22 protein-coding genes and 1 pseudogene are annotated in these 23602 nt (G+C 69.4%); 16 read left to right on the top strand and 7 right to left on the bottom strand.

Annotation, left to right across the window (positions count from 1 at the left end; translation table 11 throughout):
• Positions 1 to 429: 429 nt before the first annotated feature.
• From NUT86_RS02645 to NUT86_RS02655, 3 genes are read right to left on the bottom strand one after another with little or no spacing between them, the layout of a single operon-like run.
• The gene (locus NUT86_RS02645) at positions 430 to 933 is read right to left on the bottom strand and encodes a hypothetical protein (RefSeq protein ID WP_274733112.1); all 504 of its coding nucleotides are present in this window, start codon (positions 931 to 933) and stop codon (positions 430 to 432) included.
• Positions 934 to 990: 57 nt separating this feature from the next.
• On the bottom strand, positions 991 to 1515 hold the full coding sequence (locus NUT86_RS02650) for a hypothetical protein (RefSeq protein ID WP_274733114.1): 525 nt from the start codon (positions 1513 to 1515) through the stop codon (positions 991 to 993).
• A 24-nt stretch (positions 1516 to 1539) separates the two neighbouring features.
• A complete protein-coding gene (locus NUT86_RS02655) occupies positions 1540 to 2133 on the bottom strand; it encodes a hypothetical protein (protein ID WP_274733116.1) in 594 nt (197 codons plus the stop codon).
• A gap of 442 nt (positions 2134 to 2575) precedes the next feature.
• Here NUT86_RS02655 and NUT86_RS02660 point away from each other — a divergent pair.
• Positions 2576 to 2700 (top strand): annotated as a pseudogene (locus NUT86_RS02660) (IS5/IS1182 family transposase); the annotation flags it as partial.
• Here NUT86_RS02660 and NUT86_RS02665 read toward each other — a convergent pair.
• Positions 2698 to 3213 (bottom strand): hypothetical protein, encoded by a 516-nt coding sequence (locus tag NUT86_RS02665; RefSeq protein WP_342456217.1) that lies wholly within the window; start codon positions 3211 to 3213, stop codon positions 2698 to 2700. The pseudogene NUT86_RS02660 and the gene NUT86_RS02665 sit on opposite strands and share 3 nt — an antisense overlap.
• Before the next feature lie 451 nt (positions 3214 to 3664).
• Here NUT86_RS02665 and NUT86_RS02670 point away from each other — a divergent pair, with 451 nt between their 5' ends.
• The 3 genes from NUT86_RS02670 (at position 3665) to NUT86_RS02680 (ending at position 6104) form a co-directional block, all read left to right on the top strand.
• Complete coding sequence (locus tag NUT86_RS02670) at positions 3665 to 4540, top strand: helix-turn-helix transcriptional regulator (protein WP_274733117.1); 876 nt, start codon at positions 3665 to 3667, stop codon at positions 4538 to 4540.
• Between the two features lie 129 nt (positions 4541 to 4669).
• Positions 4670 to 5521, top strand: coding sequence for an oxidoreductase (locus NUT86_RS02675; RefSeq protein ID WP_274733119.1), 852 nt, complete (start codon positions 4670 to 4672; stop codon positions 5519 to 5521).
• Between the two features lie 103 nt (positions 5522 to 5624).
• Positions 5625 to 6104, top strand: a complete 480-nt coding sequence (locus NUT86_RS02680) for a DUF6086 family protein (protein ID WP_274740359.1) — start codon at positions 5625 to 5627, stop codon at positions 6102 to 6104.
• Between the two features lie 361 nt (positions 6105 to 6465).
• Here the strand turns inward: NUT86_RS02680 and NUT86_RS02685 are convergent, their stop codons facing one another.
• Positions 6466 to 6636 carry a hypothetical protein gene (locus NUT86_RS02685; protein ID WP_159491550.1) on the bottom strand — a complete coding sequence of 57 codons (171 nt, stop codon included), beginning with the start codon at positions 6634 to 6636 and terminating at the stop codon, positions 6466 to 6468.
• Between the two features lie 578 nt (positions 6637 to 7214).
• Between NUT86_RS02685 and NUT86_RS02690 the strand changes: the two genes are divergently transcribed.
• Entirely contained in the window at positions 7215 to 8453 is a 1239-nt protein-coding gene (locus NUT86_RS02690) for an alpha/beta hydrolase family protein (protein WP_274733121.1), read from the top strand.
• 131 nt (positions 8454 to 8584) lie between these two features.
• Here the strand turns inward: NUT86_RS02690 and NUT86_RS02695 are convergent, their stop codons facing one another.
• Positions 8585 to 9511 carry a MurR/RpiR family transcriptional regulator gene (locus tag NUT86_RS02695; protein ID WP_239471623.1) on the bottom strand — a complete coding sequence of 309 codons (927 nt, stop codon included), beginning with the start codon at positions 9509 to 9511 and terminating at the stop codon, positions 8585 to 8587.
• Between the two features lie 125 nt (positions 9512 to 9636).
• On the opposite strand from NUT86_RS02695, the gene NUT86_RS02700 reads away from it, so the two are divergent.
• From NUT86_RS02700 to NUT86_RS02735, 8 genes are all read left to right on the top strand, one after another.
• The gene (locus tag NUT86_RS02700; protein ID WP_109886897.1) at positions 9637 to 10794 is read left to right on the top strand and encodes a C45 family autoproteolytic acyltransferase/hydolase; all 1158 of its coding nucleotides are present in this window, start codon (positions 9637 to 9639) and stop codon (positions 10792 to 10794) included.
• Complete coding sequence (locus NUT86_RS02705) at positions 10791 to 12476, top strand: ABC transporter substrate-binding protein (RefSeq protein ID WP_274733124.1); 1686 nt, start codon at positions 10791 to 10793, stop codon at positions 12474 to 12476. The genes NUT86_RS02700 and NUT86_RS02705 overlap by 4 nt, the downstream gene beginning before the upstream one ends.
• A 6-nt stretch (positions 12477 to 12482) precedes the next feature.
• Positions 12483 to 13433 carry an ABC transporter permease gene (locus NUT86_RS02710; RefSeq protein WP_093648091.1) on the top strand — a complete coding sequence of 317 codons (951 nt, stop codon included), beginning with the start codon at positions 12483 to 12485 and terminating at the stop codon, positions 13431 to 13433.
• Positions 13430 to 14299, top strand: coding sequence for an ABC transporter permease (locus tag NUT86_RS02715; RefSeq protein ID WP_266437134.1), 870 nt, complete (start codon positions 13430 to 13432; stop codon positions 14297 to 14299). Before NUT86_RS02710 ends, NUT86_RS02715 begins: the two co-directional genes overlap by 4 nt.
• A 5-nt stretch (positions 14300 to 14304) precedes the next feature.
• Positions 14305 to 15366, top strand: coding sequence for an ABC transporter ATP-binding protein (locus NUT86_RS02720; RefSeq protein ID WP_274733128.1), 1062 nt, complete (start codon positions 14305 to 14307; stop codon positions 15364 to 15366).
• Positions 15363 to 16241, top strand: a complete 879-nt coding sequence (locus NUT86_RS02725; protein WP_274733130.1) for an ABC transporter ATP-binding protein — start codon at positions 15363 to 15365, stop codon at positions 16239 to 16241. The genes NUT86_RS02720 and NUT86_RS02725 overlap by 4 nt, the downstream gene beginning before the upstream one ends.
• 221 nt (positions 16242 to 16462) lie before the next feature.
• The gene (gene vph, locus NUT86_RS02730; RefSeq protein WP_274733131.1) at positions 16463 to 17326 is read left to right on the top strand and encodes a viomycin phosphotransferase; all 864 of its coding nucleotides are present in this window, start codon (positions 16463 to 16465) and stop codon (positions 17324 to 17326) included.
• 93 nt (positions 17327 to 17419) lie between these two features.
• The gene (locus NUT86_RS02735) at positions 17420 to 17842 is read left to right on the top strand and encodes a RidA family protein (protein WP_148588372.1); all 423 of its coding nucleotides are present in this window, start codon (positions 17420 to 17422) and stop codon (positions 17840 to 17842) included.
• 158 nt (positions 17843 to 18000) lie between these two features.
• Here the strand turns inward: NUT86_RS02735 and NUT86_RS02740 are convergent, their stop codons facing one another.
• A complete protein-coding gene (locus NUT86_RS02740; RefSeq protein WP_274733133.1) occupies positions 18001 to 19176 on the bottom strand; it encodes a macrolide family glycosyltransferase in 1176 nt (391 codons plus the stop codon).
• A 366-nt stretch (positions 19177 to 19542) separates the two neighbouring features.
• Here NUT86_RS02740 and NUT86_RS02745 point away from each other — a divergent pair, with 366 nt between their 5' ends.
• From NUT86_RS02745 to NUT86_RS02755, 3 genes are all read left to right on the top strand, one after another.
• On the top strand, positions 19543 to 21579 hold the full coding sequence (locus NUT86_RS02745; protein WP_274740361.1) for an ABC transporter ATP-binding protein: 2037 nt from the start codon (positions 19543 to 19545) through the stop codon (positions 21577 to 21579).
• A gap of 185 nt (positions 21580 to 21764) precedes the next feature.
• Positions 21765 to 22649, top strand: a complete 885-nt coding sequence (locus NUT86_RS02750) for a glycosyltransferase family 2 protein (protein WP_323182435.1) — start codon at positions 21765 to 21767, stop codon at positions 22647 to 22649.
• A gap of 46 nt (positions 22650 to 22695) precedes the next feature.
• Positions 22696 to 23469, top strand: coding sequence for a PIG-L deacetylase family protein (locus NUT86_RS02755; protein WP_274733135.1), 774 nt, complete (start codon positions 22696 to 22698; stop codon positions 23467 to 23469).
• Positions 23470 to 23602: the final 133 nt, after the last annotated feature.

The following is a 23602-nucleotide window of genomic DNA, read 5'->3' on the forward strand; positions in this document are numbered from 1 at the left end:
GAACTGTGGTACGACGCCTGGGAAGAGCATCGATTTCCGATGCCGCGCCGTGTGCTCACAGTTATGCCCGGCCAGGCCACCGTTGGGAAGAAATAAGCCGCGGAGCTGCGGTGCGCAGAAGAATCTCAGCGGTCGACCACGAAGTTAGGCACGGGGGACCACGGATCTATCTCGTGGTCAGCCACTGCGGAGCGAGGACATCCAGCCCGGCCATGGCGCCGACGGTGATCTCGCGGGGCGCGAGAGCCTGGAACCAGCCAGCCAAGGGACCGCGGCACACGTACGGGACAGACCGCGGCACACGTACGGGACAGGACGGGTAAGCATCGCGGCCACAGGCTCGGCGCCCGGAGCTGCACGACCAGTGCAGTGCCATCGGCACGAATGTGACTCAGCCCCGCAGTTGGCGGCCTCCACCAACTCGCGTCCTCAAGACGATCGTGGCCTGGTGCAGAGGAAGCACCCCTCCCAGTGCGGGAGCGCACTGAGGATCCGGTGTGCTGCACATGAAGCCATCGCACGTTCGCCCGGTCCGGGGAAACCCCCGGCGAGAGGAGCGTCGCCGGGGGCGTCCACGAAGGACTCAACCATCGCCTTGAACCGGTACAGGTAGTCCTGGGCGAAGGGAGGGTCGTAACCCAGCTCGTTCCAGCGGTGGCGGCTCAACGCGAGTGCGGTGGCACGCAGCACGAAGCCCTTCGACCGCGCACGTCCCCGCGGAGTTGCACCCCAGGCGATCTCTTGCAGGTCGAATCCGACAGCCCCTCGCCCCATCACCGTCTGGTCCTGCAGCGTCAGCAGCCCCGCGAAGCGGTAGTCCCACACGTCATCGGCAAGATCAGACACCGCCAGCATCAGCACATCGATGAACACCTCCGTGCCGCCGTTGGACAGGTACAGACTCTGCTCCCCACCACCAAATACGTTCCCCACCCGGCCACGGTACGGCGCCTCGGCCCTCCGGAACTGCAGCTTTTCGAGGACGGGCGCTCACTTCCCCCGTGCACCGAAGATGCGGCGAAGGCGTGCCCAGCAAGAGGCCCCCAGGGTGATGCCCGGTCCCTGAGGAAGCAGAGTGCCTTCGTGGATCGTGGAGGGCAGTGCAGTCGGCTCTTCGTGCGGATCTCCGCGGAAGGCGACAGCCTCTTCTCCGATCCCGACCACCTCCAGGAGGATGTCCAGGGCCTTGTCGGCGTCCTCATGCCCCTGGGTGAGCCAGACAAGGGAAATACCGGCCGGATTGCCGTCGTGCTCGCTGATGGCAAAGCTGAAGCCCCGCAGCCGGAACAGGACGACGCTGAGTGCGTCCAGCCCGTCCCACGACCGCTCCACATTCAATCGCAGCCGCCTGGCCACGGGCTGCACCGGCAGCGCCAGCCCTCCGATCATCTGAAAGAGCGGGGAGCAGTGCTCCCACACGCTCCACTGATGGGCAGGGTTCTTGCCGGAGTAGTAGGGCAGGCTGGTGGCTGCCTGCCAGTCGGGGTCAGGCCCCGGCACCTCGATGTCTGTCACGGCACGCTCCTCCCCTGGGCGGCATCAGCCCTCGTCGTCCTCCTGGTCCTGGTCCTCGCCGCCTTCGTCGTCTTCATCGTCTTCGTCGTCTTCGTCGTCTTCGTCGTCTTCGTCGTCTTCGTCGTCGTACCAGCCTTCGACCATCCCGACGAGCCGTTCATCAATCGGATTGCCCAGCTCGTCGTCCTCAGCGAGCAGGCGGCGTAGCGTGTTCAGCGGGTACCAGTGCTCACCAGGACCGGCCTCGGGTGCGCCCACGCAGGGGGTGTCCAGGAGTCCCGGCGCTTCTGCCTCGCCGTAGAACGGCGGCACTTCGCCTGTGTTGAAGTCCGGCTCGAACTTCCATACCCACCCCTTGCGACGGCACAAGACTTCGCCGATGTACCACACGGCGCCTTGGATGAAGGGGGTGCGGCGCTGCCGAGTGATCTCGTCCGTCTTGGTGTACGCCTCCCTCACCAGGTCTTCCAGTGCGTCCAGGGAGGCGTTTGAGAAGTCGAACAGGGTGACGTCTCCGGCTTCGTGGGCCCAGTGCTCGAAGCCGGTCTGTCGTTCTGTCAGCCACGCCAGGAGATCGGGGTGACGGGTCGAGTCGTAGCTTTCACGGTGCGCAGGCATGCCCGGAACCGTACCGAACGCCGCTGACACTGCTCCCGGAGCTTTGCCGAGTCGACGCACGTCACGTCACGTCACGTCACGTCACGTCAACAACCCGTAACACACGGCACGTTGGCCGCCTCCAGTGTGCTGGCTGGCGGGACGGAGGCACGACTCGGGGGGCCGGATGATGCGGTTCGTCTGCCGGAACTTTGGACTGCCGGATCTGCCTCGGCGCGGTCTCGCCCCGTATGAAGCTCCTCTGAAGGTGCTTCTCCTCGGCATCGAGGCAGAGCTTTCCATCTGGGAAGAAGGGCGGGCGGTGTGGTGCGAGGAGGCGTTCCCCGTGGCCGACTTGGCGTAACACCTGGCGCTCTGGCTCCGGAGCCCGGACGCCGACCACGAAGGCTTCGAGCTTGACTCGATGCAGGGCGATCCGGGGTTGCTCCGGATCGTGAGTTTTACGAATCACCAGATCGTCATCGACGCCGACACCCGACTCATCGTCGCGGTCGGCCGGTGCCCGGCAACCGCAACGGCTGTAAGGCATGGGAGCTGTCCGGCGCGAAGGCGGTCTGCGGGAGGTCAGCGGGCGCGCTTGGCGCGCCGGGGCTTCGGGCTGCCGGGCCAGCGCACCCAGCGCAGCGCCTCGGCCTCCTCCGGGGGCAGCAGGCCCGCGCCGATGAGCGCTGCCCGGCCTGCCTGCTCCGCACCGATCCGGTAGGCGCTCGCCCAGGAGTCCGTCTCGTGGAAGTAGCCGTCCGTGAGCAGTACCGAGGCAGACACGCCGCCGAGCCCTTGCGCCAGGCCCTCCCGGATCGCCAGGAGGAATTCGGCCGGCAGACGCTGCTCCGACACGGTGCTGAGCAGTTCCAGTCCGCCATCGCTGCCCGGAGGTTCGAAGTCTGCGTCGAAGCGCGCGAACGGCCCGCAGCAGCCGCGGTTCATCAGCACGCAGACGCTCACGCCGGGTACGGGGACAGGGAGTCCGGTCATGGGGCCACGGTAGGGACGCCGCCATCGTGCGGCCAGCGGATTACACCGGGGCACGGCCCGTTGCGCAGTAATTCTTCCGCCAGTTCGCGCACGGGCTCCAGCCATTGCGTTGACGTCTCCCGTCAGCGCCGGGCGTCGCGCCCGGGGCGGGTCGACGGGAACCCGTACGCGAGTCCCCGAATCATAGGGCCATGCGTACGGGTTGATGGCTGCCGATCAGACATCACCAGGGGCATCCGGGTGGACGGGGCACGGCCCGAAGCCTGCGCCCTGGATGGCCGGGTGAACGTGCCGACGGCCCGAGAAACCGCAAGCCGGTCACCGGTTACGGTCGACCATGAGGTCGAGGCGGGCCAGTGTCCATCCCCGCCCCTCGTGCCCGGCCTGGGTAGTGATAGCGCCGCACTTCGTGCACCGCACTCCTCGGCCACCTGGCAGTTGTCGCTGAGCGCGGAGTTGACGACCTCGAAGGCATCCCGAGGGTGTCCTGGTGTGTAGTACTGGCAGGGCCAGCTATGCCCTTGGGGATCGGCTGGGTGAACAGCAGACTTAGGGCATGGGCAACAACGACTTGGGCGACTTCCTGCGGGCCCGCCGTGCTGGACTCACGCCGGATGAGATCGGTCTGCCGGTCGAGTTCGGCGCCGGTCGCCGGGTCGCCGGTCTGCGGCGCGGTGAGGTCGCGCAGCTGGCCGGGGTGAGTACCGAGTACTACACCCGTCTGGAACAAGGCCGCGCCCGGCAGCCGTCCGAACAGGTACTGCATGCCCTCTGCGACGCGCTGCGGTTCGATGACATCGAGCGGCGGCATCTGTTCGCCCTCGCGGGCACCACAGCCGGGCACAAGGACCGGGCCGAGCCCTCGTCACGGCTACGACCGGCGCTGCGACAGGTGCTGGAGTCGATGGACTTGGCTCCTGCTTTTGTCAGCGACCGGAACCTCACGGTCGTCGGCGGGAACACATTGTGGGCGTTGCTGTTTCCCGATGTGGCCGAGCTGCCGCGCCGGGAACGCAGCATGGCGCGCTGGACGCTGCTCGATCCGCGTGCTCGCCTGGTGTGGTGCGACTGGGAACGCGTCGCCCGCGACTACGTGCATGGGTTGCGGTTGGCCGCCGCCGCCCAGCCGCGAAACCAGCGCATCGCCAACCTGATCGGTGAGTTGATGATGCGCTCACCCGAGTTCCCGGCGTGGTGGTCGGAACACCGCGTCCAGGAACGCAGCACCGGCCTCAAACGCCTCCACCACCCTGTCGCCGGTGACCTGGAACTGCAGTACGAGATCTTCACCTCTGCCGCCGACCCGGGCCAATCGCTCGTCGTCTACTGCGCGCCGTCCGGCTCGCCATCTCAGGAGCGCCTGCGACTGCTGGCCAGCTGGGGCAGCGAACCCGCCACCGCGAATACCCGGGACACCGCCGCAGAGTCCTGACCACCGCCCGAACCGGGCGATCCAGCACCAACACCACCCAGACACGACCCCGCCATACCCGCGGGGTCGATGCCGCCGTGCCCACGCACGCCCCGCGGCCTGACACTCATCCACGAAAGGACACCCGTAGTGAGCAAGACATTCCTGATCACCGGCGTCAGCACCGGCCTCGGACTGGCCATCGCCCGACGAGCCCTGGCGGCCGGGCACCGGGTCGCGGGCACCGTGCGCACCGAGCAGCACGCGGCCGCCTTCCAGGCACTGGCCCCCGACCGTGCCCGGGCCTTCATCCTCGACCTGTCCGACGCGGACCGGATCGACCCCACCGTGCGGGCCGCCGAAGCGGAACTGGGCCCGGTCGAAGTGCTCGTGGCCAACGCCGGCTACGGGCTCGAAGGCACCTTCGAAGAGTCATCGATGGCCGATCTGCGCCGCCAGTTCGAGGTCAACGTATTCGGCACGGTAGCGACCGTGAAAGCAGTCCTACCCGGCATGCGGGAACGGCGCGGCGGCCACATCTTCGTCATCACCTCGATGGGCGGGCACACCACTTTCCCTGGACTGGCGTTCTACGAAGGCAGCAAACACGCCCTGGAAGGCATCACCGACACCCTCGCCCAAGAGGTCACCCAGTTCGGCGTGCGGGTCACCGCCGTAGCTCCCGGCGCGTTCAAAACCGACTGGGCAGGTAGGTCACTGGTCCGCGCACCACGCAGCATCGCCGACTACGACGCGCTGTTCGACCCGATCCGGACCCGCCGCCAGGCCCTCGCGGGTCAGGGCATCGGTGACCCCGATCGCGCGGGCGACGCCATTCTCACCCTCCTGGACGCGGAGAAGCCTCCCGTGCATATCCTGCTCGGCTCGGACGCGCTACGCCTGGTCACCGCCCGGCGCCAACGCGTCCAGGACGACTTCGACGCCTGGGAGAAACTCAGCCGCTCCACCGACTCCACCGAAGGCGGAGTAACAGTCGCCTGACACTGGACAGGACTGGGCTGGTGCCGGGCGCCGTCCGAGGGCCGGCGGCTCTGTGCACGGAGACCGGTTCTGGCTCATTCCAGTGGAGGGCTGGCTGCCCGTAATGTCAGTGGCTCGCTACGCTGCCCCGTATGACCAGCGCGAAGAGGCCGCAGTGAGCCAGTACTTCGACATGGGCGACCAGACCCTGTGGAACCCGTCCAACGGGGCCTCCCGGCTGTTCATGAGCCAGGTACACGTCTACCAAGCCGAAGTGGGTCTGCCGTCCGGCATCGGCCCCATGAAAGCTGACGAGTGCCAGATCGACCCCGTCCCGTTCAAAGCGTTCGTCGACGCCCTGCTCGCGTGGCACCGGAGAACGAGCCACGCCGTCATGGCCGCCCTGGCCGAGGGGTTCGTCGCCGCAGTGCTCGTCCTGGCGGAGAGGGCAGGCATCGAGGTGAATTGGCAGCCGGCCGGCTTTGTCGAGGGCGGCGAGTTCAAGGATGTTCAGGTCCCAGCGGTCCCGGATTGCTCCGGGGAGGCGTGGGCAGCTGCCCTTCAGCGGAAGTCACGCGAGCTGAGCCGGTTCATGGCGACCTGAGCCCGGGCTGCCGGCACCGCACAGGACCCGCAATCCATCAGAAACGGTCCATGAACGGTTCTTGAACGGTTCTTGAACGGTTCTTGAGTGGAGCGGGGCACGGCTTGCGGCGTGACGGCGGCGCGGTCGATGCCGGCGGCCGGCTACAGGTAGAGGGCGGCCCGCTCCCCGCACGCGCGGACCTGCGGGGACGGTCGCGGCGCGGGACGCGATCCTGTCCTCGCCCGGTTCCTCCGCGTGAGCAGAGGTCCGCCGCACAACGCCCCCACCACCGACGACGCGCGTCCGTGCTCTGCGGGCAGGCGGAGGTAGCGGCGGAGGCGGAGGCGGACCGTGAGATGCCGCCCCGCGTCCAAGGTCGTCAGTAGTCGGCGTGAGAGGTGCCAGGCGCGTCGAGATCGTCCTCCAGGTCGGCTTCGCTGAAGCGGTTCGTGTAGACGGGTTCGATGAAAACGTTGCTGTAGTCGGGCTTCGCCGGGCGAGGGGGATTGGCGGCGATCTTGTTGTGCGGCTGCGGTGCTGAAGGGGACATGAGGTTCCTTGCTGTTTACGGCCATAAGCGGTGGTTGGGCTGTGATGGGTCGCACGGTCGGGCAGACGTCCGACGAACCTGGGGATGCGGCACGGGTCAGCCATACGTCGGGGGCCGATGCCGCGAACCAGGTGTCGGCGCTTCCGCTCCACCGAAGTAACCGTGGTCGTGCTGCCGTTGAGCCCGTGCGATGTGGTGTCGTACCGGGTGTCAGTGTCGGCGAGGGGATGTGAATCGCTCCAGATACTCGATTCGACGATCATGATACGTGCATCGGGTTCAGCAGAGCTTGCCAGGCGACGCATGGATGAGTCGCCCCCTCGTTTGTACGGGCGAACCACAGGTCCGGTGCTCACCGGTTGGCGGAGGTGAGCCGGACCGTCCTCTGGAACCGCTGCACCACGACGCCAAGGTACTCTTCGCGCCCCGGGGTGCTCCTGCCGGACGTCCGGATCCGCTCCGTACTCTGAGACTCCGGCTCCCCTGAGAAGTCGGCGGAAGGTACCCGTAAAACGTCAGGGTGCGTCTCCACTTGTCGGCGGATGCAGCGGTGCGGGGCCGGAGCCAGAGTGGCCGGCATGCGAATCCACAGAGTCGTCACCACCGCAGTGGCGCTGGCCCTCTCCCTGACCATCGGGGTGGGGGTTGCCGCCTCTGCCACCGCCCCATCCGATTCCCGCCCCTCGGCAGCTCATGATGCGGTGCGGTTCGAGTTGCCCGAGCCGACGGGGCGGAAGCCGGTCGGGAGCACCGAGCTCCATCTCGTCGACCACAAGCGGCCCGACCCCTGGGCCGACGGCAGAGACCGGGAACTGATGGTCAGCGTGTGGTATCCGGCGCGTTCGACGCGTGAGTGTCCACGCCAGCCGTACCTGCAGCCCGGCACCGCGCGCTTTGTGGACGAGTCGGACCCGTTCAGGCTGGCCCGGCCCGGCGAGGTGGACTGGGCCGCCATCCGGACGGACGCGGCCGCCATGGCACCTGCCGACCACCACAGCAGGCGGCCGGTCGTGCTGTACTCGCCGGGCCTGCAGTCCTTCCGTGCGCTCGGCACCTCGACGGCGGTGGAACTGGCGAGCCGCGGCTACGTCGTGGTCACCATCGACCACACTTATGAGGTCCCGGCGGTGGAATTCCCGGGCGGCCGGGTCGAGTTGCAGAAGCCGATGAGCGGAGTCGAGGGGCTCAAGAAGGCGATCGACACCCGGGTGCGCGACACACGCTTCGTCCTTGACCAGCTTGAGGTGCTGCGGGAGGGCGGGAATCCCGATGCCGAGGGACGCCGTCTGCCCAACGGACTGGGCAGAGCGCTGGATCTGGACCGGATCGGCATGTTCGGCCACTCGGGCGGTGGTGCCACCGCGGCCGAGGCCATGCGCGCGGACCGGCGTATCGACGCGGGCATCAACATGGACGGCACGCTCCAGTACAGCAAGACCGAATTCCTGCCGGTGGCCCGGGAAGGGCTGAACCGACCGTTCATGCTGATGGGCAAGGCGGATCAGACGCATCTGAACAAGCCGTCCTGGCAGTCGTTCTGGGACCGCTCGACCGGCTGGAAGCGCGACCTGAGCCTGGAACGGGGCAGCCACTTCAGTTACACCGACGCTCAGTCGTTCGTGCCCGCACTGGACGAGTACCTGGACATCCCGGCGCAGACCCGTGAGCAGTACATCGGCACCGTGGACCCCGGGCGCAGTACCGCCGCCCAGCGCGCCTATGTCACCGCGTTCTTCGACCAGCACCTGCTGGGCCGGCCGCGACGCCTGCTGGACGGGCCTTCGCCGTCCCATCCAGAGGTGCGCTTCGTCCGATGACGAGGGCAGGTCCACCCTGCCGTGGAGTCCGGTTCACCATCGCTCGCGCGACGAAGGCGGCTCCCTGGCGCACCGCCACCCGTGCGAGTGGACTAGTACGGGCGGCCAGTGCGAGTGGCCAGCACAAGCGTCTAAGGGGCCTCCTTCCGGCCACGGGCGCGTACCGAAGGAGGCAGCAACTGTTCGCGCAGGGCGGTCAGTTGGTGTGAGGTCTCCACTGCGCGGGTCTCGTCCAGCGTGGTGAGGGCGAGCAGCAGGGCGTCGGCGATGACCAGGCCGGTCAGTGACTCGGCGGTGATGCCGGTGGGGGTGTGCGGCGCGGTCAGTACGGCCTCGACGCGGCCCTCGAAGGTGTCCCCGAGTTCATCGGTGACGAAGACGACCTTGGCGCCGACCGCGCGGGCCCGCTCCACCAGCACGGTGAACTCCGTCAGCGGGCGCGCCGGCTGGAAGACCACCACCGCGTCGCCGCGCCCCAGCGGTAGCAGCGCATCGGCGAACGCGAATCCGGTCGCGCCCAGGAAGCGGGCCCGGCGGCCGGTCCTGGCGAGCATCAGGGCGAGGTGCCGGGCGGCGAGTTCGGAGGCGGCGACGCCGTAGCAGAACACCTCCCCGGCCTGGGCCAGTGCGGCCACAGCGCGCTGGAAGGACTCGGCGTCGGTCAGCCGCCTGGCGTGTCCGATCCGTTCGGCCGCCTCGTCGAAGACGTCGTCCCAGATGCCCGTGAGGTCCTTGCCGACATGGGCGATGCGCTGCCGCAGCCGGACCTCGGGGGCGACGGCGGTGGTGAAGTCGGTGGTGAGATCTCGTTTGAGGGCGGGCAGGCCGGCGTAGCCGATGCGCTGGAGGGCGCGTACGACGGTGGCGTTGCTGGTGCCGCTGGCGGTCCCCAGCTCCTGGGCGCTGGCGAAGAGCAGCTGCTCGGGCTCGGCCCCCACGAGGTACTGGGCGACCGCGCGCTCGGAGGTGGAGAGCTCGTCCCAGGCGTCGCGGACGGCGGCCCGCAGCCGCGTCATGCCGGTGCCCTCGCCCACGCCCGCCCCTGCTGGAATCTCCATTACAACCCTTGACTTTCATGAGACCGGCATTACTCTCCTGGACAACGCATTCCAAGAGACCCACTTGCTGAAATTGACGTTACAGCATCACGCGTCCCGGCACTGGGTCCTGCGCAGGGAGAGACATGGCACAGCGCACCCTTCCGGTCATCGAGATCGCCGGTCCGCCGGCCGAACGAGGCCGTCAGTACGGCGAGGCGGTGCGCGACCGCATCCACGCCGCGATCGCGTACTACGAAGCCGCCTTCGGCGCCTCCAGCGGGCTGACCTGGCAGCAGGTCACCGCCCGTGCCGCCCGCTGGCTGGCGCCGGTCCGCGACTACGCACCCCACCTGGTCGACGAGATGCAGGGGATCGCCGACGGCGCGGGCGTCAACCTGCTCGACATCCTCGCCCTCAACGCCCGGGGCGAGGTCCTCTACGACAAGTCCTTCACCAAGATCAGCGAGGCGGCGCTGTCGGCCGATGAGGAACCCGCCGAGGGCTGCACCTCCTACGCCGTCTACGGGGAGGCCAGCGGCGACGGCCATGTCTACGCCGGGCAGAACTGGGACTGGCGGGCCGGCGTCGCCGACACCGTCGTGCTGCTCCGGATCGTCCAGCCGCCCAAACCGACGCTGATCATGCAGGTGGAGGCCGGGCAGATCGGCCGCCAGGGCGCCAGCTCGGCCGGTATCGCGCTCAACGCCAACGGTCTCGGCGGGCGGTTCGACGACGCGATCGGGCTGCCGCAGACCGTCGTACGGCGCAGCGTCCTGGACCAGGACAGCATCACCGACGCCCTCGAAGTGCTGTGCCGCACCCGCGCGCACATCGCCAGCAACGCGCTGCTGACCTGTCGCGAGGGTTTCGCCGTCGACCTGGAGACCACCCCGGCCGGACACGGCTGGATGTATCCCACCGACGGGCTGCTGGTGCACGGCAACCACTACCAGGCCGGCGTCCCGGCCGCGCTCACCGCCGGGTACCGCCCGGTGTCGTCCGACTCCCTCGTACGGGTCCCGCGTGCCGAGGCCGGGCTGCGGGCACTGTGTACGTCCACCGGCCCCGACGAGTCGCGCAAGATCATCCGCCAGGCGATGTCCGACCACCTGGGCCACCCCGAGTCGCTGTGCACCCACCCCGATCCCCGGAAGCCCGCGCTCCGGCACTGGACGACACTGGTCTCCTCGTGCGTGGATCTGACCAGCGGCGAATACCACGCCACCGCGGGCACCCCCTGCGAGCACGAGTACCAGCGGGTGCCGTGGAACCTCTACGACGGACCGGGGGCACACCGATGAAGCGCACTCCCCGGCCCACCGCTCCCCTGCTCACCGCGGCCGTCGTCACCCTCGCCCTGGGCACGGCGGGGTGCAGCGGCGCCACCAACACCCTCGGCGGTGGCAAGGCGCTGAACGCCGCCGATCTCCGGCTCACCCCCACGACCGCCGAGGCCACCGGCCGGCTCGACACCGTCAACTGGTTGCTGGAGGACGAACCGGACTCCCTCGACCTGGACACCCAGGGCACCAGCGCCGGCCGGGCCGTTCTGACCAACGTCTGCGAGCGGCTCTACCAGCTCCAGCCGGACATGTCCGTCCGCCCCTTCCTCACCCGGAAGGCCACCCGCCCCGACCCCACCACCCTGGTGCTGAGCCTGCGCGACGACGTCACCTTCCACGACGGCGCGAAGATGACCGCCGACGACGTGCTGTGGAGTCTGAAACGGCACGCCGACCCGGACATGGAGCAGGCCGACGAGTTCGGCAACGTCAAGAAGATGGCCAAGACGGGTCCGCACGAGATCACCATTACGTTCAAGGAGCCCGACGCCCTCTTCACCAAGGCGCTCGCGGGCGATGCGGGGCTGGTGTACCACCGCAGTCAAGTACAGGCGGCGGGAGCGGAGTTCGGTACTCCGGGGCGCGGAGACGCCTGCTCGGGCCCGTATGAGCTCACGAGCTGGAAGTCGGGTGACTCCCTCACCATCCGCCGCTCCGAGAGCTACTGGGGCAGCAAGCCGCTGACCCGGCAGATCGTCTTCCGCTGGGCCTCCGACAGCGCCTTCGTCAATGCCCTGACCACCGGTGCCGCCGACGGCGGCTACGCCGAATCCCCCAACACCGCCGCCGCCCTGGCCGGACGCAAGGGACTCACCGAGCACTACGGCCCCAGCACCGCCTCCCTCGCCCTCATCCCCACCGAACGCGGCGGCCTCAAGGACCCCGCGATCCGCCGCGCACTGTCCCTTGCCCTGGACCGCGCCGGCATCGCCGCCTCCGGTTACGGCGGGCTCGTCCAGCCCTGGGCCACCCCCGTCGGCTCCGGCTCCTGGGGCTATGCGAAACCCGCGTTCGCCGCGGCGCAGCGGAAGCTGAACGCCGCCGCCCCCGCGCGGCCGGACGCCGCAGCTCTCGCACGGGCCAAGAAGCTGGTGCAGTCGGCGGGGGCACCCACCGAACCGATCGTCATCGGCACGGACGCGAGCCAGGGCCGCACCGTCATCGCCAACGCGGTGCGTGCCGCGCTGCAGAGCATCGGGCTCGTCGGACAGATCAAGACCGTGCCGACCGCCCAGTTCGAGGAGTTCTACAGCTCCCAGCAGGCCCGCTCGGAGATCGATGTGCTGGTCGGCGACTGGTACATCTCCAAGAGCGACCCGATGGGCTTCTACGACAACGCCCTGTCGGACAGCCCCAACAACTGGGTCGGCTTCAAAAGCCGTACGTACGACAGCACGGTGCACCAGGCGCTACGCACCCTGGATGACGGGGCGCGCGCCCGGCTCGCCGTACGAGTGCAGAAGGAGTTCGCCGACGCGGCGGTGTGGGTTCCCGTCGCGCAGGTGCCCTCCGTCCTCGTCCTCAAGGACGGACTGACCGGGCCGCCGGCGTCACAGGCCCACCTCTATTACCCCTGGGCCGCCGAACTGGGCACCGCGCCCGGGGCCGCCCCCGCCCACCAGCCCCAGGAAAAGGACTGAACCGCCGTGGTCCGCAGACTCGTGCGGCGCATCGCCGGCCTCATCGCGACGCTGTTCGCCGCCTCCTTCGTCATCTTCGCGTCCGTCTACGCCGCCCCCGGCGACCCGGCGGTCTTCCTCGCCGGCGGCCGCGACAAGCTCACCCCCGAGAAAATCGCCACCGTCCGCGCGCAGTACCACCTCGACGAGCCGCTGGTCGTCCAGTACGGCCGGTGGCTGTGGGACTGCGTACACACCGACCTGGGGAGGTCCTTCCGCTACGGCGACCAGGTGGCCGATCTGCTGACCGCCAGGCTGCCCACCACCCTCGCACTCGTGGGCTACGCGACGGTGCTGTTCGTCCTGCTGGGCGTCGGCGCCGGGGTGCTGGCGGCGGTCCGCCGCGGCTGGGTGGACTCCGCCGTCGTCGGCGCCACCACCCTCGCCGGCTCCGTCCCCTCCTTCGTCGCCGCCATCGCGCTGATCTCGCTCTTCGGGGTGCGGCTCGGCTGGTTCCCGGTGACCGGTGGCGGAACGGGCTTCGCCGGAACGGTCCACCACCTCACCCTGCCCGCCCTGTCCATGGCACTGGGGGCGCTGGCGATCATCAGCCGGGTCACCCGGCAGGCCATGCTGGATGCCGCGGCCGCCGACCATGTGGAGGTCGCCCGTGCCTGTGGCGTCCCCGAGCGCGAGATCGTCCTGCGGCATGTGCTGCGCAACGCCCTCGGACCGATCGTCACCATGTGCGGTCTGGTCACCGCCGGAATGCTGGCCGGCACCGTCGTCATCGAGACCGCCTTCGGGATCAGCGGCATCGGCTCGCTGCTCGTCGGGGCCATCAACACCCATGATTTCCCGGTCGCCCAGGCCGTCCTGCTGCTGATGGTCACCGGCTACATCCTCGCCACCACCCTCGTCGACCTCGTGCACCCGCTGCTCGACCCGCGGGTCAAGGCCGCAAGGAGCGCCATATGACCTCCCTCCATCCGGCGGTGGGCCCCGGCCCGGCGGTGACCGCAGGCCGCCGCCCGCGTACCAGGCGTCCGGTCGCTCCGACGGCGGCCGCCGGTTTCCTCGCACTGGTGGTGCTCGCCGCGCTCTGTGCGCCGCTCCTCGCCCCGTACGCACCGGACGCCATCGATCTGTCGTCCTCGCTCGAAGGCACCGGCCGGGAGCATCTGCTGGGCACCGACGCCTCCGGCCAGGACCTGCTCAGCCGGGTCCTGTACGGGGCCAGGACCAGTCTGATCGCGCCGCTGCTGCTGCTCGCGCTGGCCGCCGTGCTCGGCGTCACCCTGGGCACCGTCGCCGCCTGGCGCGGTGGCTGGGTCGACACCCTGGTCAGCCGCATCACCGACGTCATGTACGCCTTCCCGGGCCTGCTGTTCGTCGTGCTGATCATCGCGGTGTTCGGTTCCGGTATCACCACCTCGGTGATCGCCCTGGGGCTGGCCTTCGCCCCCACCATCGCCAAATACACCCGCAGCATCGCCCTCGCCGAACGCGCCAAGCCCTATGTCGATGCCTACCTCGTCCAGGGCATGGGCGGCGCCCGGCTCTGCGTCCGCCACCTCGTCCCCAACCTCGGCCGGTCACTCGCCGGTTATCTCGTCGTCCTCTTCGGCGAGGCCCTGATGAGCCTGGCCACCCTCAGCTATCTGGGCTTCGGCACCCAGCCGCCCAGCTCCGACTGGGGGCTGATGGTGCAGGAGGGCCAGGCCGCGATCGTCCAGGGGGCGCTGCTGCCGGCCATGGTGCCGGGCTGTGCCGTGGCCGCCGTCGTGGTGGCCTTCAACGTCGCCGGTGTCCGGGCCGCCGACCGACTCTCCGCCAAGGGATAGCCGCCATGCCGAACCCGACCACGCACACTGCCCCCCTCCCCTCCGCTCCCCCGCCGGACGCCGCTCCACTACTGGACATCGACCGGCTGACCCTCCAACTGCCCGGCACCGCCCGCCCCGTCCTCGCCGAGGTCTCGCTGCGCGTCGGCCCCGGCGAAATCGTCGGCCTGGTCGGCGAGTCCGGATCGGGCAAGTCCACCACCGCCAAGGCCGCGCTGCGGCTGCTGCCCGAGGGCGCCCGCGCCGAGGGCACCGTCCGGGTGGCCGGCACCGAAGTGCTGTCCCTGAGCGGAGCGGCACTGCGCGCACACCGCGCCGGCACCGTCGCGATGGTCCACCAGGACCCGCGCTCGGCACTCAACCCGGTCCGCAGGATCGGCGACTTCCTGACCGAACGGCTCGCCCGCAGCGGACTCGACCGCCCCGCGATGCGCGCCCGCACCCTCGAACTCCTGGACACCGTGGGCCTGTCCGACCCGGAGCACCGCATCCGGCAGCGCCCACACGAACTCTCCGGCGGCATGCTGCAACGCGTCGTCATCGCCGGCGCCCTCGCCGCCGCCCCCCAGCTGCTGCTCGCCGACGAGGCCACCAGCGCGCTGGACGTCACCACCCAGGCCGAGATCCTCGCCCTGCTGCGCACCCTGCGCGACGAGCACGGTATGGGCCTGCTCTTCATCACCCACGACCTGCAACTGGCGGCCGCCTACTGCGAGCGGGTGTACGTCATGTACGCGGGCCGGGTCGTCGAGGAACAGCCGGCCCGCGCCCTGTTCGGCGCGCCCCGGCACCCCTACACCCGCGGGCTGCTGGCCTGTTCACCCGACCTGGCCGAAGCGCCGCGCGTGCTACGCCCCATCCCGGGCCGCCCGCCGTCCCTCGCCGACGCCTTCCCCGGCTGCCCCTTCCACGCACGCTGCGCACACGCCGACGACGACTGCGCCGCCTGGACACCGGCCCCGGCCGCGCTGGCCACCGGCGGCTCCGCGTCCTGCCGCAAACTGCCGGACGCCCCGGCACCGACCGACTCCCCCACGCCGTCCTCGTACGAGAAGAGGCAGCCATGACCGGCACCCATCCCCTCCACGGCCCGTCCCGCCGGCCCGCGTACGACAGCACGCCCGTACTGGTCGCCGAGGGACTGGCCAAGACGTATCCCCTGCCGGGCGGTGGCCGGCACCGGGCCGCCGACGTAATCTCCTTCACGCTGCCGCGCGGCGGCTCGATCGGGGTCGTCGGAGAGTCCGGGTGCGGCAAGACGACCGTGGCCCGGATGCTCGTCGGACTGGTGCGGCCCGACGCCGGCACCGTGACCGTCGACGGCCACGCCCGCACACCCCGTACGCCACGGGGCCGGGCAGCACGGCTGGCCAGGGCCCGGGACATCCAGATGGTCTTCCAGGATCCCTATGTCTCACTCGATCCCCGGCTCACCGCACGCCAGTGCCTGCACACCGCGCTGCGGCTGCACGGCGCAGCGCCGCAGCACGCCGAACAGCGGGCGACGGAACTGCTCGGCCTCGTCGGGCTGGGAACCCGGGAGGCCGGCGCCAGGCCGCACGGACTCTCCGGCGGACAGCGCCAGCGCCTCGCCATCGCCCGTGCGCTCGCCGTCGACCCGAAGGTGCTCGTCCTGGACGAGGCGGTCGCCGCGCTGGACGTCTCCATCCAGGCGCAGATCCTGCAACTCCTGGCCGAGATCCGCCACGACACCGGGGTGTCGTTGGTGTTCGTCAGCCACGATCTGGCCGTGGTGCGCCACCTCACCGACGAGACACTGGTGATGCGGCACGGCCGGACCGTGGAACAAGGCCCCACCGAGCAGGTACTCGCCGATCCGACCGCGCCATACACCCGGGCCCTCCTGGCAGCCGTGCCACACCCGGGGTGGGACCCCGCCACGGCCACAGCGGCGGCCGCCATGGCAGGGCTCACCGCATAGCGCTGCGCACCCGCCCGCGCCGCCCAGCGCCGAGAACGGGCCCCGCATCCGCATCCGCATCCGCATCCGCATCCGCATCCGCAGCAAAAGGGCATCCGCCGGCGCATACGTCCCCTCGCCGACGCGGCGTGACAGCACTGTCGGGACACGCCTCAATGTCGGGACATCACCGCACTGTCGGACCATCGCCTCCGCCATCGAAGGATCCAGAGGTCACCCTCGTGAGCATCCGTACAACGCATCGCGCTCTGCTGAGCCGCCTGCTGCCTGACGACAAACCGGACGATCTTGCCGTACGCCAGGGGCAGTTCCACCACGTAGTCCTCGGCTCAGAGCGCGTCGTGTGCCTGCCCCGCACCAGGGCGGCGGCCGCCCGGCTGCCCGAGCGGGCAGCCGTGCTCCGCGCACTTGCCGGGCTCGACCTCGGCTTTCGCACACCCGAGCCGCTGGTGCAAGGCGGAGCCCACGGCACCGAAGAAGAGCCGTTCCTGGTGCTCAGCCGCGTTCCCGGGGAACCGTTGGAGGCCGACGCACTCAACGATGCCCATGTGGCCGGCACCGTGGCGGCGCAGTACGCGACACTGCTGGCCAGGCTGGACCGCGCCGGCACCGACGAGTCGGTACGAGAGGTTCTGCCCCGGCCCCCGGAAGGCCAGTGGCAGCGGTTCGCGGAGAACGTGCGCACGGAGTTGTTCGGGCTGATGTCCGACAGCGGGCGCTTACGGGCAGAGCGGGAACTCGCCGCGCTCGACGGCCTTCCCCACCTCACTCGTGCAGTGGTGCATGGTGACCTCGGCGCCGAGAACGTCCTATGGGAGTGGGATCACGGCCTGCCGCGTCTCGCCGGAGTGCTCGACTGGGACGATGTCACCCTCAGCGACCCGGCCGAGGACCTCGCAGCCATCGGCGCCAGTTACGGCCACGACCTCCTGGGCCAGGTGCTCGCCCTGGGCAGTTGGCCGGACAAGGGACTCCCCACCCGCATTGCCGCGATCCGCGGCACATTCGCCCTGCAGCAAGCCCTCTATGCCCTCCACGACGGCGACGAAGAAGAACTGGCAGACGGCCTGGCCGCCTACCGCTGAGGCGGCGGATGATCCGAGGTGTGGACATCTGCCGCATAGAGTGAATCACGAGGGAAATCCGCAACCCGCAATCCGTGAACAAGGAAGTGTGACGTGCCGCGTAAAACGCTCCAGCCGCAGGAACTGTTCTCCAGCAGGCCGTGGGGCTTCTCCCAGGTCGCGGTCTCCCCACCGGGAAAGATCGTCAACATCGCCGGGCAGGTGGCGTGGGACAGCAACCACGAGGTGACGGCGGTGGGGCGGGAGGCGCAGCTTCGGCAGGCGCTAAAGCATGTGTTCATCGCTCTCGAAGCCGTCGGCGGCACCCCGGACGACATTCAGATCCTGCGTCTCTACCTTCCGAATTTCGAGTCCGGTCCCGAGGCGGATCTCATCGGCCGCGTCCTCGTCGAAACCTTCGGAACGGAGAACCCGCCCCCGTCCTCATGGATCGGAGTGCAGGCCCTGGCACAGCCGGAATACCTCGTCGAGGTCGAGGCCATGGCGGTCGTACCGGAGGACAACAGCGCGGGGTGACGACTGGTGCCCACAAGGGCGGGGGGTGCACAGGGGCCACCGTGGTGTCCCCCTGCGCACACCCTCACCCTCACCCTCACCCTCACCCGCGGGCCTCGCCTGATCACGACGTCACGAGACATCCCTCAGGCGAGGCGCAGCAGACGTTCAGCGGAGGTTCAGCGGAGATACTCCTCGATCACATCCACACCGCGCACGGCTCCCCCGCTCTCACTGATGACCTTGCGCATCCGGTCGAGGTTGGCACGTACCGCGGAGTCGGAGGTGACCCGGGCGACCGCGGCACGCAGGGACTCGGCGGTCACCGTCGCCGCGTCCAGTTGCTCGCCGAGCCCCAATTCCTGCACCCGCCCGGCGTTGGCAGCCTGCTCGGGCATCTGCGGAACGGTGATCAGGCCGACCCCGTAATACAGGGACTCCATCGTGGAGTTCATACCGGCGTGAGAGACGAAGGCTGCAGCATGCCGCAGCACGGCCGGCTGCGGGAAGTGCGGCCGGACGTCAAAGTTGGGCGGAATGTCGCCCAACTCGGCGACGTCCAACCCTCCCACAGACATGGCGACTTGATACGGCCCTCCGCCGAAGGCCTCGATGCAGGTGCGGTAGAACTCGGGCCGGTCGTTGAAGACCGTCCCCAGCGAGATGAACAGGACAGGGGCGTCGGGGTCGGCGGGCGACCAGGGTTCGTCATGCTCCCGACTGCCCAACGAGGGGCCGATGAAGTGGAAGCGCTCGTCGAAGGTGTCACCCGCGGGCTGGAACTCCCTCGGTATGAAGACGAGGTTGAGCTTCTCGATGACATCCAGGAGGTTCGCCGGGTCGAGCACGACGCCGTGCTCGGCGGAGAACTCCGCACAGTCGTCGGCGAGTGCGGCGGTCAGGGGATTCTCCTCGCCATGGTCGCCCATGAAGCCGGCGAACAGCGAAAACTCCTCGTTCGAGGCGAGGTTGGGAATGCACCGCACGGCGGGAAGACCCAGTTGCTCGGCAAGGACCCGGACCAACCAGTTCATTGCGTCGTAACAGATCACGTCCGGCGACTCAGTGACACAGTGCTCTCGCAGCACCGGGTAGGCCGAGCGCATGGCCGCGAACATGGCGCGCAGGACAACGGCGATATCTGCAGGACCGAACTCACGTGGCGGCGCCGCCATCGCGTCCATCGAAGGCAGCTCCACCCAGCGCGCCCCGGCACTGATCACCGCTTCGGAGTGCTCCGCGCTGGTGGCGTAGTCCACTCGATGCCCTCGCCGCACGAGTTCCTGGACCAGCGGCAGTGTGGGATTGACATGCCCGTGCCCTGCAAGGGCCACAAATAACAGGTGTTTCGGCATATCGCACATCCTACCGAGCCCGGATTTCGTGCTTCTGTCGGCATTGGTGCGGGGCCGGGCAGCTCCTCGTCGTTCAGGGACGCGTCAACACCCCGCCCCCGCCGCGGGAGGACCGGCTTCCCAGGGCGTCCGCCTAGGGAGAGCGCCGGTGTGTCACTGCTCAGCCGACGCTCGACAGGGCACCAGCGTTTCGGCCAACCAGCCCTCACCGGGAAGCGCTTGTGGGACAAGGGTCGCGCCTCCCGCCCCCGCCATGAACCGCTCAGTTCCGGGGTTCTCAGACCGACCGAAAGACATGTGTTCGAAATCCCGACGGCGTCGTTGAGCCTGACGACACAGACACAACCGTCGAAGGGGGAACCGACGTTGACATCGGCCGGACCACGCCGCGATGCCCACCAGGGCGCGCGAAGCACGGCAGCAGCGGACGGGATCTCGAACGCGGAGCGCGAGCTCTATGGGGGCCGGCTCCGCTGGGATCAGACATTCGTCCGCTACGAGGGCGCGTTGACCCGATTGAAGTTCGGGCAGATGGCGGCGGCGCTGCCGCGCATGGTGGGGATGGTGCTGCGCACCGGATGGGAGGTGGACCGGCGGGCGCTGACCGGGGTCGTGACTGCCCAGGTCGGACAAGGGGTGACGGCCGCGTGGGGGCTAGTGGCGGTCAATCGTGTCCTGACTCAGCTGTTCGCGGACGGTCCGACTGCGGACAAACTTCGTCAAGCCCTGCCGTCGCTGGTGGTCCTGGCGGTGGTGTCGGTGGGTTCGGCATTGCTGGCGGCATGGTCGACGGCGATGTCCGGCCGGCTGGAGCCGCAGGTCGAACGAGCCGTATCGGCGCGGTACTACACGGCCGTCACCCGGGTCGAGGTGGAAGCGACCGAGCGGCCGGAGGTCCAGCGGGTCTTGGAGGCCGGGCGGTTCGGGACCGATTCGGCCCGCAGCATGCTCCGGCTGTCGGTGGGTGTGGGCAGCGTGCTGATCGGTATGGTGGCGGCCGCCGTCGTACTGGTGTCGTTGCACTGGATTTTGCTGCCGATGCTGCTGGCGATCGCGTTTCCCAAGGGATGGGGAGCGGTGCGTTCCGCGCGCCGCGAGTACACCTCGCGGCTGAATTGGGTCGATCACCGACGTGCCATCTCATCGTTGCTGGCGTACCTGACGCGGCCGCACGCCGCCGGGGAGATCCGCGTACACGCGGCCGGGGAGACGCTGCTGCGGGGGTACGAGGAGATGTCCCGGCAGACGGAGGCGGAGCAGCGGCGGCTGGCGCGGGCGCAGGCACACACGGACCTGGTCGCGGGCGGCTTCGCCGGTCTGGCGTCGCTGGCCTGCTACGGATTGCTCTGGTGGCTGCTGGCCGCCGGCGGGCTGCCACTGGCTGTCGGCGGGACCGCGGTGATTGCCATCCGCAATTCGACCGAACGGCTCACGTCCCTGGTCCAGCAGGTCAACCGGCTGTACGAAGAGCTGCTGTTCCTCACCGACACCAAGCACGCCACCGAGCTGGCCGCCGAACACGCGATCCCCCGCAGGGGCACGCCTTTGCCCTGCCCCACACGGGCCGTACACATGGAGAACGTCTCGTTCACCTACCCGGGGGCCGACTCCTCTGCGCTGAAGGGAGTGAGCTTGTCGGTCCGCAGGGGCACGGTGACGGCGCTGGTGGGCGCGAACGGCTCGGGCAAGACCACCTTGACCAAGATCCTCGCCGGGCTTCTACTGCCCACCGACGGGAGCGTGTGGTGGGAAGGGGAGCCCGGCCGGCGGGTCGAGCTCCGCGAGGCCGATCGCACGGAGGTCTTCGGCATGGTGGGGCTGCTCGGGCAGGACTTCCCACACTGGGAGATGACCGCCGCCACGAACATCGCCATCGGCGCCGGCAACCGCCCCCGGGACATGGACCGGGTCAAAGAGGCAGCGCAAGCCGCCGACGTGCACGCTCTCATCGCAGGTTTGCCGCACGGATACGACTCGATCGTCTTCAAGGGGTACGAGCGCGGCGTCCAACTCTCGGGCGGTCAGTGGCAGAAGCTGGGGGCCGCTCGCAGCCGATACAGGAATGCGCCGTTTTTCTTGGTCGATGAACCCACCTCGGCACTCGATCCACACGCGGAGATCGCGGCGTTCGAAGGGCTGTGGGCACTGGCCGAGCGGGACCACGCGGTCGTGCTGGTCACACATCGGCTTGCCGCGACCGCGAAGGCCGACCACATCTACGTTCTCGACCACGGGCGCGTCGTCGAAGAGGGCACCCACGACCAGCTCATGAGTGCCGACGACGGCCTCTACCGGGGCATGTTCGCCGCCCAGGCCGCCCAGTACGGGCTCATCCAGGCCCCCGGAGATGTGGTGCCCGCACCGCGGCGCGGTTCTGCTCCTCGGCGCGAGGAGACCCTGTGACGACGGCGAGGCTCTTGAGATCGCGCTTTCCCCACCAGGCAGGCCTGCAATAGAGGAGTTCACTCCGCCCTCGCCCCGCTCATCGCCCGACTGGCCGAACACCTCCCCCCCTGCCGAGCCCAACACCCTGACCAGCGCCATCCCCACATCCGGCTTCACCACGGCCGGCCTGGAGGAACTCCCCCGTGCCCGACCCTCGCATCGATGTTGTCCTGTTGACCATGAACGACCGCCCAACAGAGGAGGCCGCCGCCCAGGCGACGCTGCTTGCCCAGACCAACGTCGAGCTACGCATCTGTGTGGTCGGCAACGGCTGCACACCCGCACTCGTGCCTCCCGGTGCGATCACCGTCGCCCTGCCGGAGAACCTCGGTATTCCCGGCGGACGCAACGCCGGCGCCGAAGCGCTCCGCAAGGCCGGTGATCCGGCCGGCCTTCTGTTCTTCCTCGACAACGACGCCACCTTCCCGCGCCCCGATGTCCTCGCCCGGCTCGTCGCCGAAGCCGAACGCCGCCCCAAGGCTGCGTACGTCCAGCCCCGGCTGACCGGTCCCGACGACGTGACCACGCCGCGCCGCTGGGTTCCGCGCCTGCGCGCAAGCCATCCGGAACGGTCCGGCATCATCACCACGATGACCGAGGGTGTCGTCCTCCTGCGCCGAGAGGCGTTCGACGCCGCCGGCGGGTGGGCGGCCGAGTTCTTCCTCTATCACGAGGGCATCGCGCTGGCACAACAGCTCTGGGCTCAGGGATACATCGGCTGGTACGCGGCCGAGGTCCGGATGCACCATCCGGTGACCAGCCCGGCCCGGCATGCCCTCTTCCACCGCTGCTCTGCCCGCAACCGAGTCTGGGTCGCCTACCGCAATCTTCCGGCCGCGCTCATCCCCGCCTACCTGACCGTCTGGACCGTCATCACCTTGGTCCGCTCAGCGCGCGGCGGCCAAGTCCGCGAGTCTCTCCGCGGCAAGCGCGAGGGCTGGGCCCGCCGCCACGAACAGCAGCGCCGCCCCATGAGCTGGCGGACCGTGTGGCGTCTGACCGCCGCCGGCCGTCCACCCGTCATCTGAGCCCTCCCAGCCACCCGGCCATTCCGTCGCGAGAAAGATCCGCCACGTGCCACCGTCCCCTCCCCCGTCCCTGCTCGGGGTGTTCGCACATCCCGACGACGAGTCCCTGTCCGCCGGCGGTGTCCTCGCCCAGCACGCCGCGGCGGGCGCGCGCACCGCGGTCGTTACCACCACCTGGGCCCCGGACAGCCCCAGGGCCATCGAGCTCACCCACGCCCTGCGGATCCTCGGTGCCGGCGCACCACGCATGCTCGGGTATGCCGACGCCCGCAACCCCGAGTCCGCGCCCGGGCGCCCCCGGTTCTGCGACGCGCCGCTCGACGACGTCATCGCCGAACTCGTCGGACCACTCCGAGAGTTCCGCCCCGACATCGTCGTCACTCACGATGCCCTCGGCCAGCTGACGGGCCATCCGGACCACCGCCACACCCACCGGGTGGCCGTTCTCGCCGTCGAGGCCGCCGGACTCGCACACCTCTACCCAGAGACCGGGGCCCCCTGGCAGACCAGCGCCCTCTACGCGGCCACCCATCCCCGCTCCGGGGTCGGCGCCCTGGCCCCGCTCCTGACAGGGGTCGGCAAGACGTTGCTCAGCGTGCCGGACGAATACGTCACCGCGATCGTGGACGTGACGCCCTGGCTCGAGCGGAAGTGGCGCGCGATCCTCGCACACGAAGGAGAGGTGGCACGCGAGCGCTCCTTGCCCGGGCTCCTCTCCCGCCTGCCCGAGGACATCCGCCACCAGATCATCTCGACCGAGTACTTCACTCGCCTGACCCCCGGGCCCGCCCCTGGCGATCCGCGGCAGCTGACTCCCTGATGTGGTGGGGAGCCGATCGCGACCAGTCCGGACACCTCAAGGTGGTCCAGTCGGCCGGGGACAGCCGCAGGCCTCAGCGCCTTGCTGAATTGGTGAGAGCTCCTCATTCCGCAGCCGTATGGAGGCCTATGGG

The organism is Streptomyces sp. G7(2002) (genome assembly GCF_028870195.1).
GTDB classification, from domain to species: domain Bacteria; phylum Actinomycetota; class Actinomycetes; order Streptomycetales; family Streptomycetaceae; genus Streptomyces; species Streptomyces nigrescens.

Coding starts and splice junctions, on each gene's coding strand:
- NUT86_RS02655 (WP_274733116.1), bottom strand. CDS start 2,133: ATGCCTGCGCACCGTGAAAGCTACGACTCGACCCGTCACCCCGATCTC.
- NUT86_RS02665 (WP_342456217.1), bottom strand. CDS start 3,213: ATGGCTGGAGCCCGTGCGCGAACTGGCGGAAGAATTACTGCGCAACGG.
- NUT86_RS02670 (WP_274733117.1), top strand. CDS start 3,665: ATGGGCAACAACGACTTGGGCGACTTCCTGCGGGCCCGCCGTGCTGGA.
- NUT86_RS02680 (WP_274740359.1), top strand. CDS start 5,625: ATGTCAGTGGCTCGCTACGCTGCCCCGTATGACCAGCGCGAAGAGGCC.
- NUT86_RS02685 (WP_159491550.1), bottom strand. CDS start 6,636: ATGTCCCCTTCAGCACCGCAGCCGCACAACAAGATCGCCGCCAATCCC.
- NUT86_RS02690 (WP_274733121.1), top strand. CDS start 7,215: ATGCGAATCCACAGAGTCGTCACCACCGCAGTGGCGCTGGCCCTCTCC.
- NUT86_RS02695 (WP_239471623.1), bottom strand. CDS start 9,511: ATGGAGATTCCAGCAGGGGCGGGCGTGGGCGAGGGCACCGGCATGACG.
- NUT86_RS02700 (WP_109886897.1), top strand. CDS start 9,637: ATGGCACAGCGCACCCTTCCGGTCATCGAGATCGCCGGTCCGCCGGCC.
- NUT86_RS02705 (WP_274733124.1), top strand. CDS start 10,791: ATGAAGCGCACTCCCCGGCCCACCGCTCCCCTGCTCACCGCGGCCGTC.
- NUT86_RS02715 (WP_266437134.1), top strand. CDS start 13,430: ATGACCTCCCTCCATCCGGCGGTGGGCCCCGGCCCGGCGGTGACCGCA.
- NUT86_RS02720 (WP_274733128.1), top strand. CDS start 14,305: ATGCCGAACCCGACCACGCACACTGCCCCCCTCCCCTCCGCTCCCCCG.
- NUT86_RS02725 (WP_274733130.1), top strand. CDS start 15,363: ATGACCGGCACCCATCCCCTCCACGGCCCGTCCCGCCGGCCCGCGTAC.
- NUT86_RS02740 (WP_274733133.1), bottom strand. CDS start 19,176: ATGCCGAAACACCTGTTATTTGTGGCCCTTGCAGGGCACGGGCATGTC.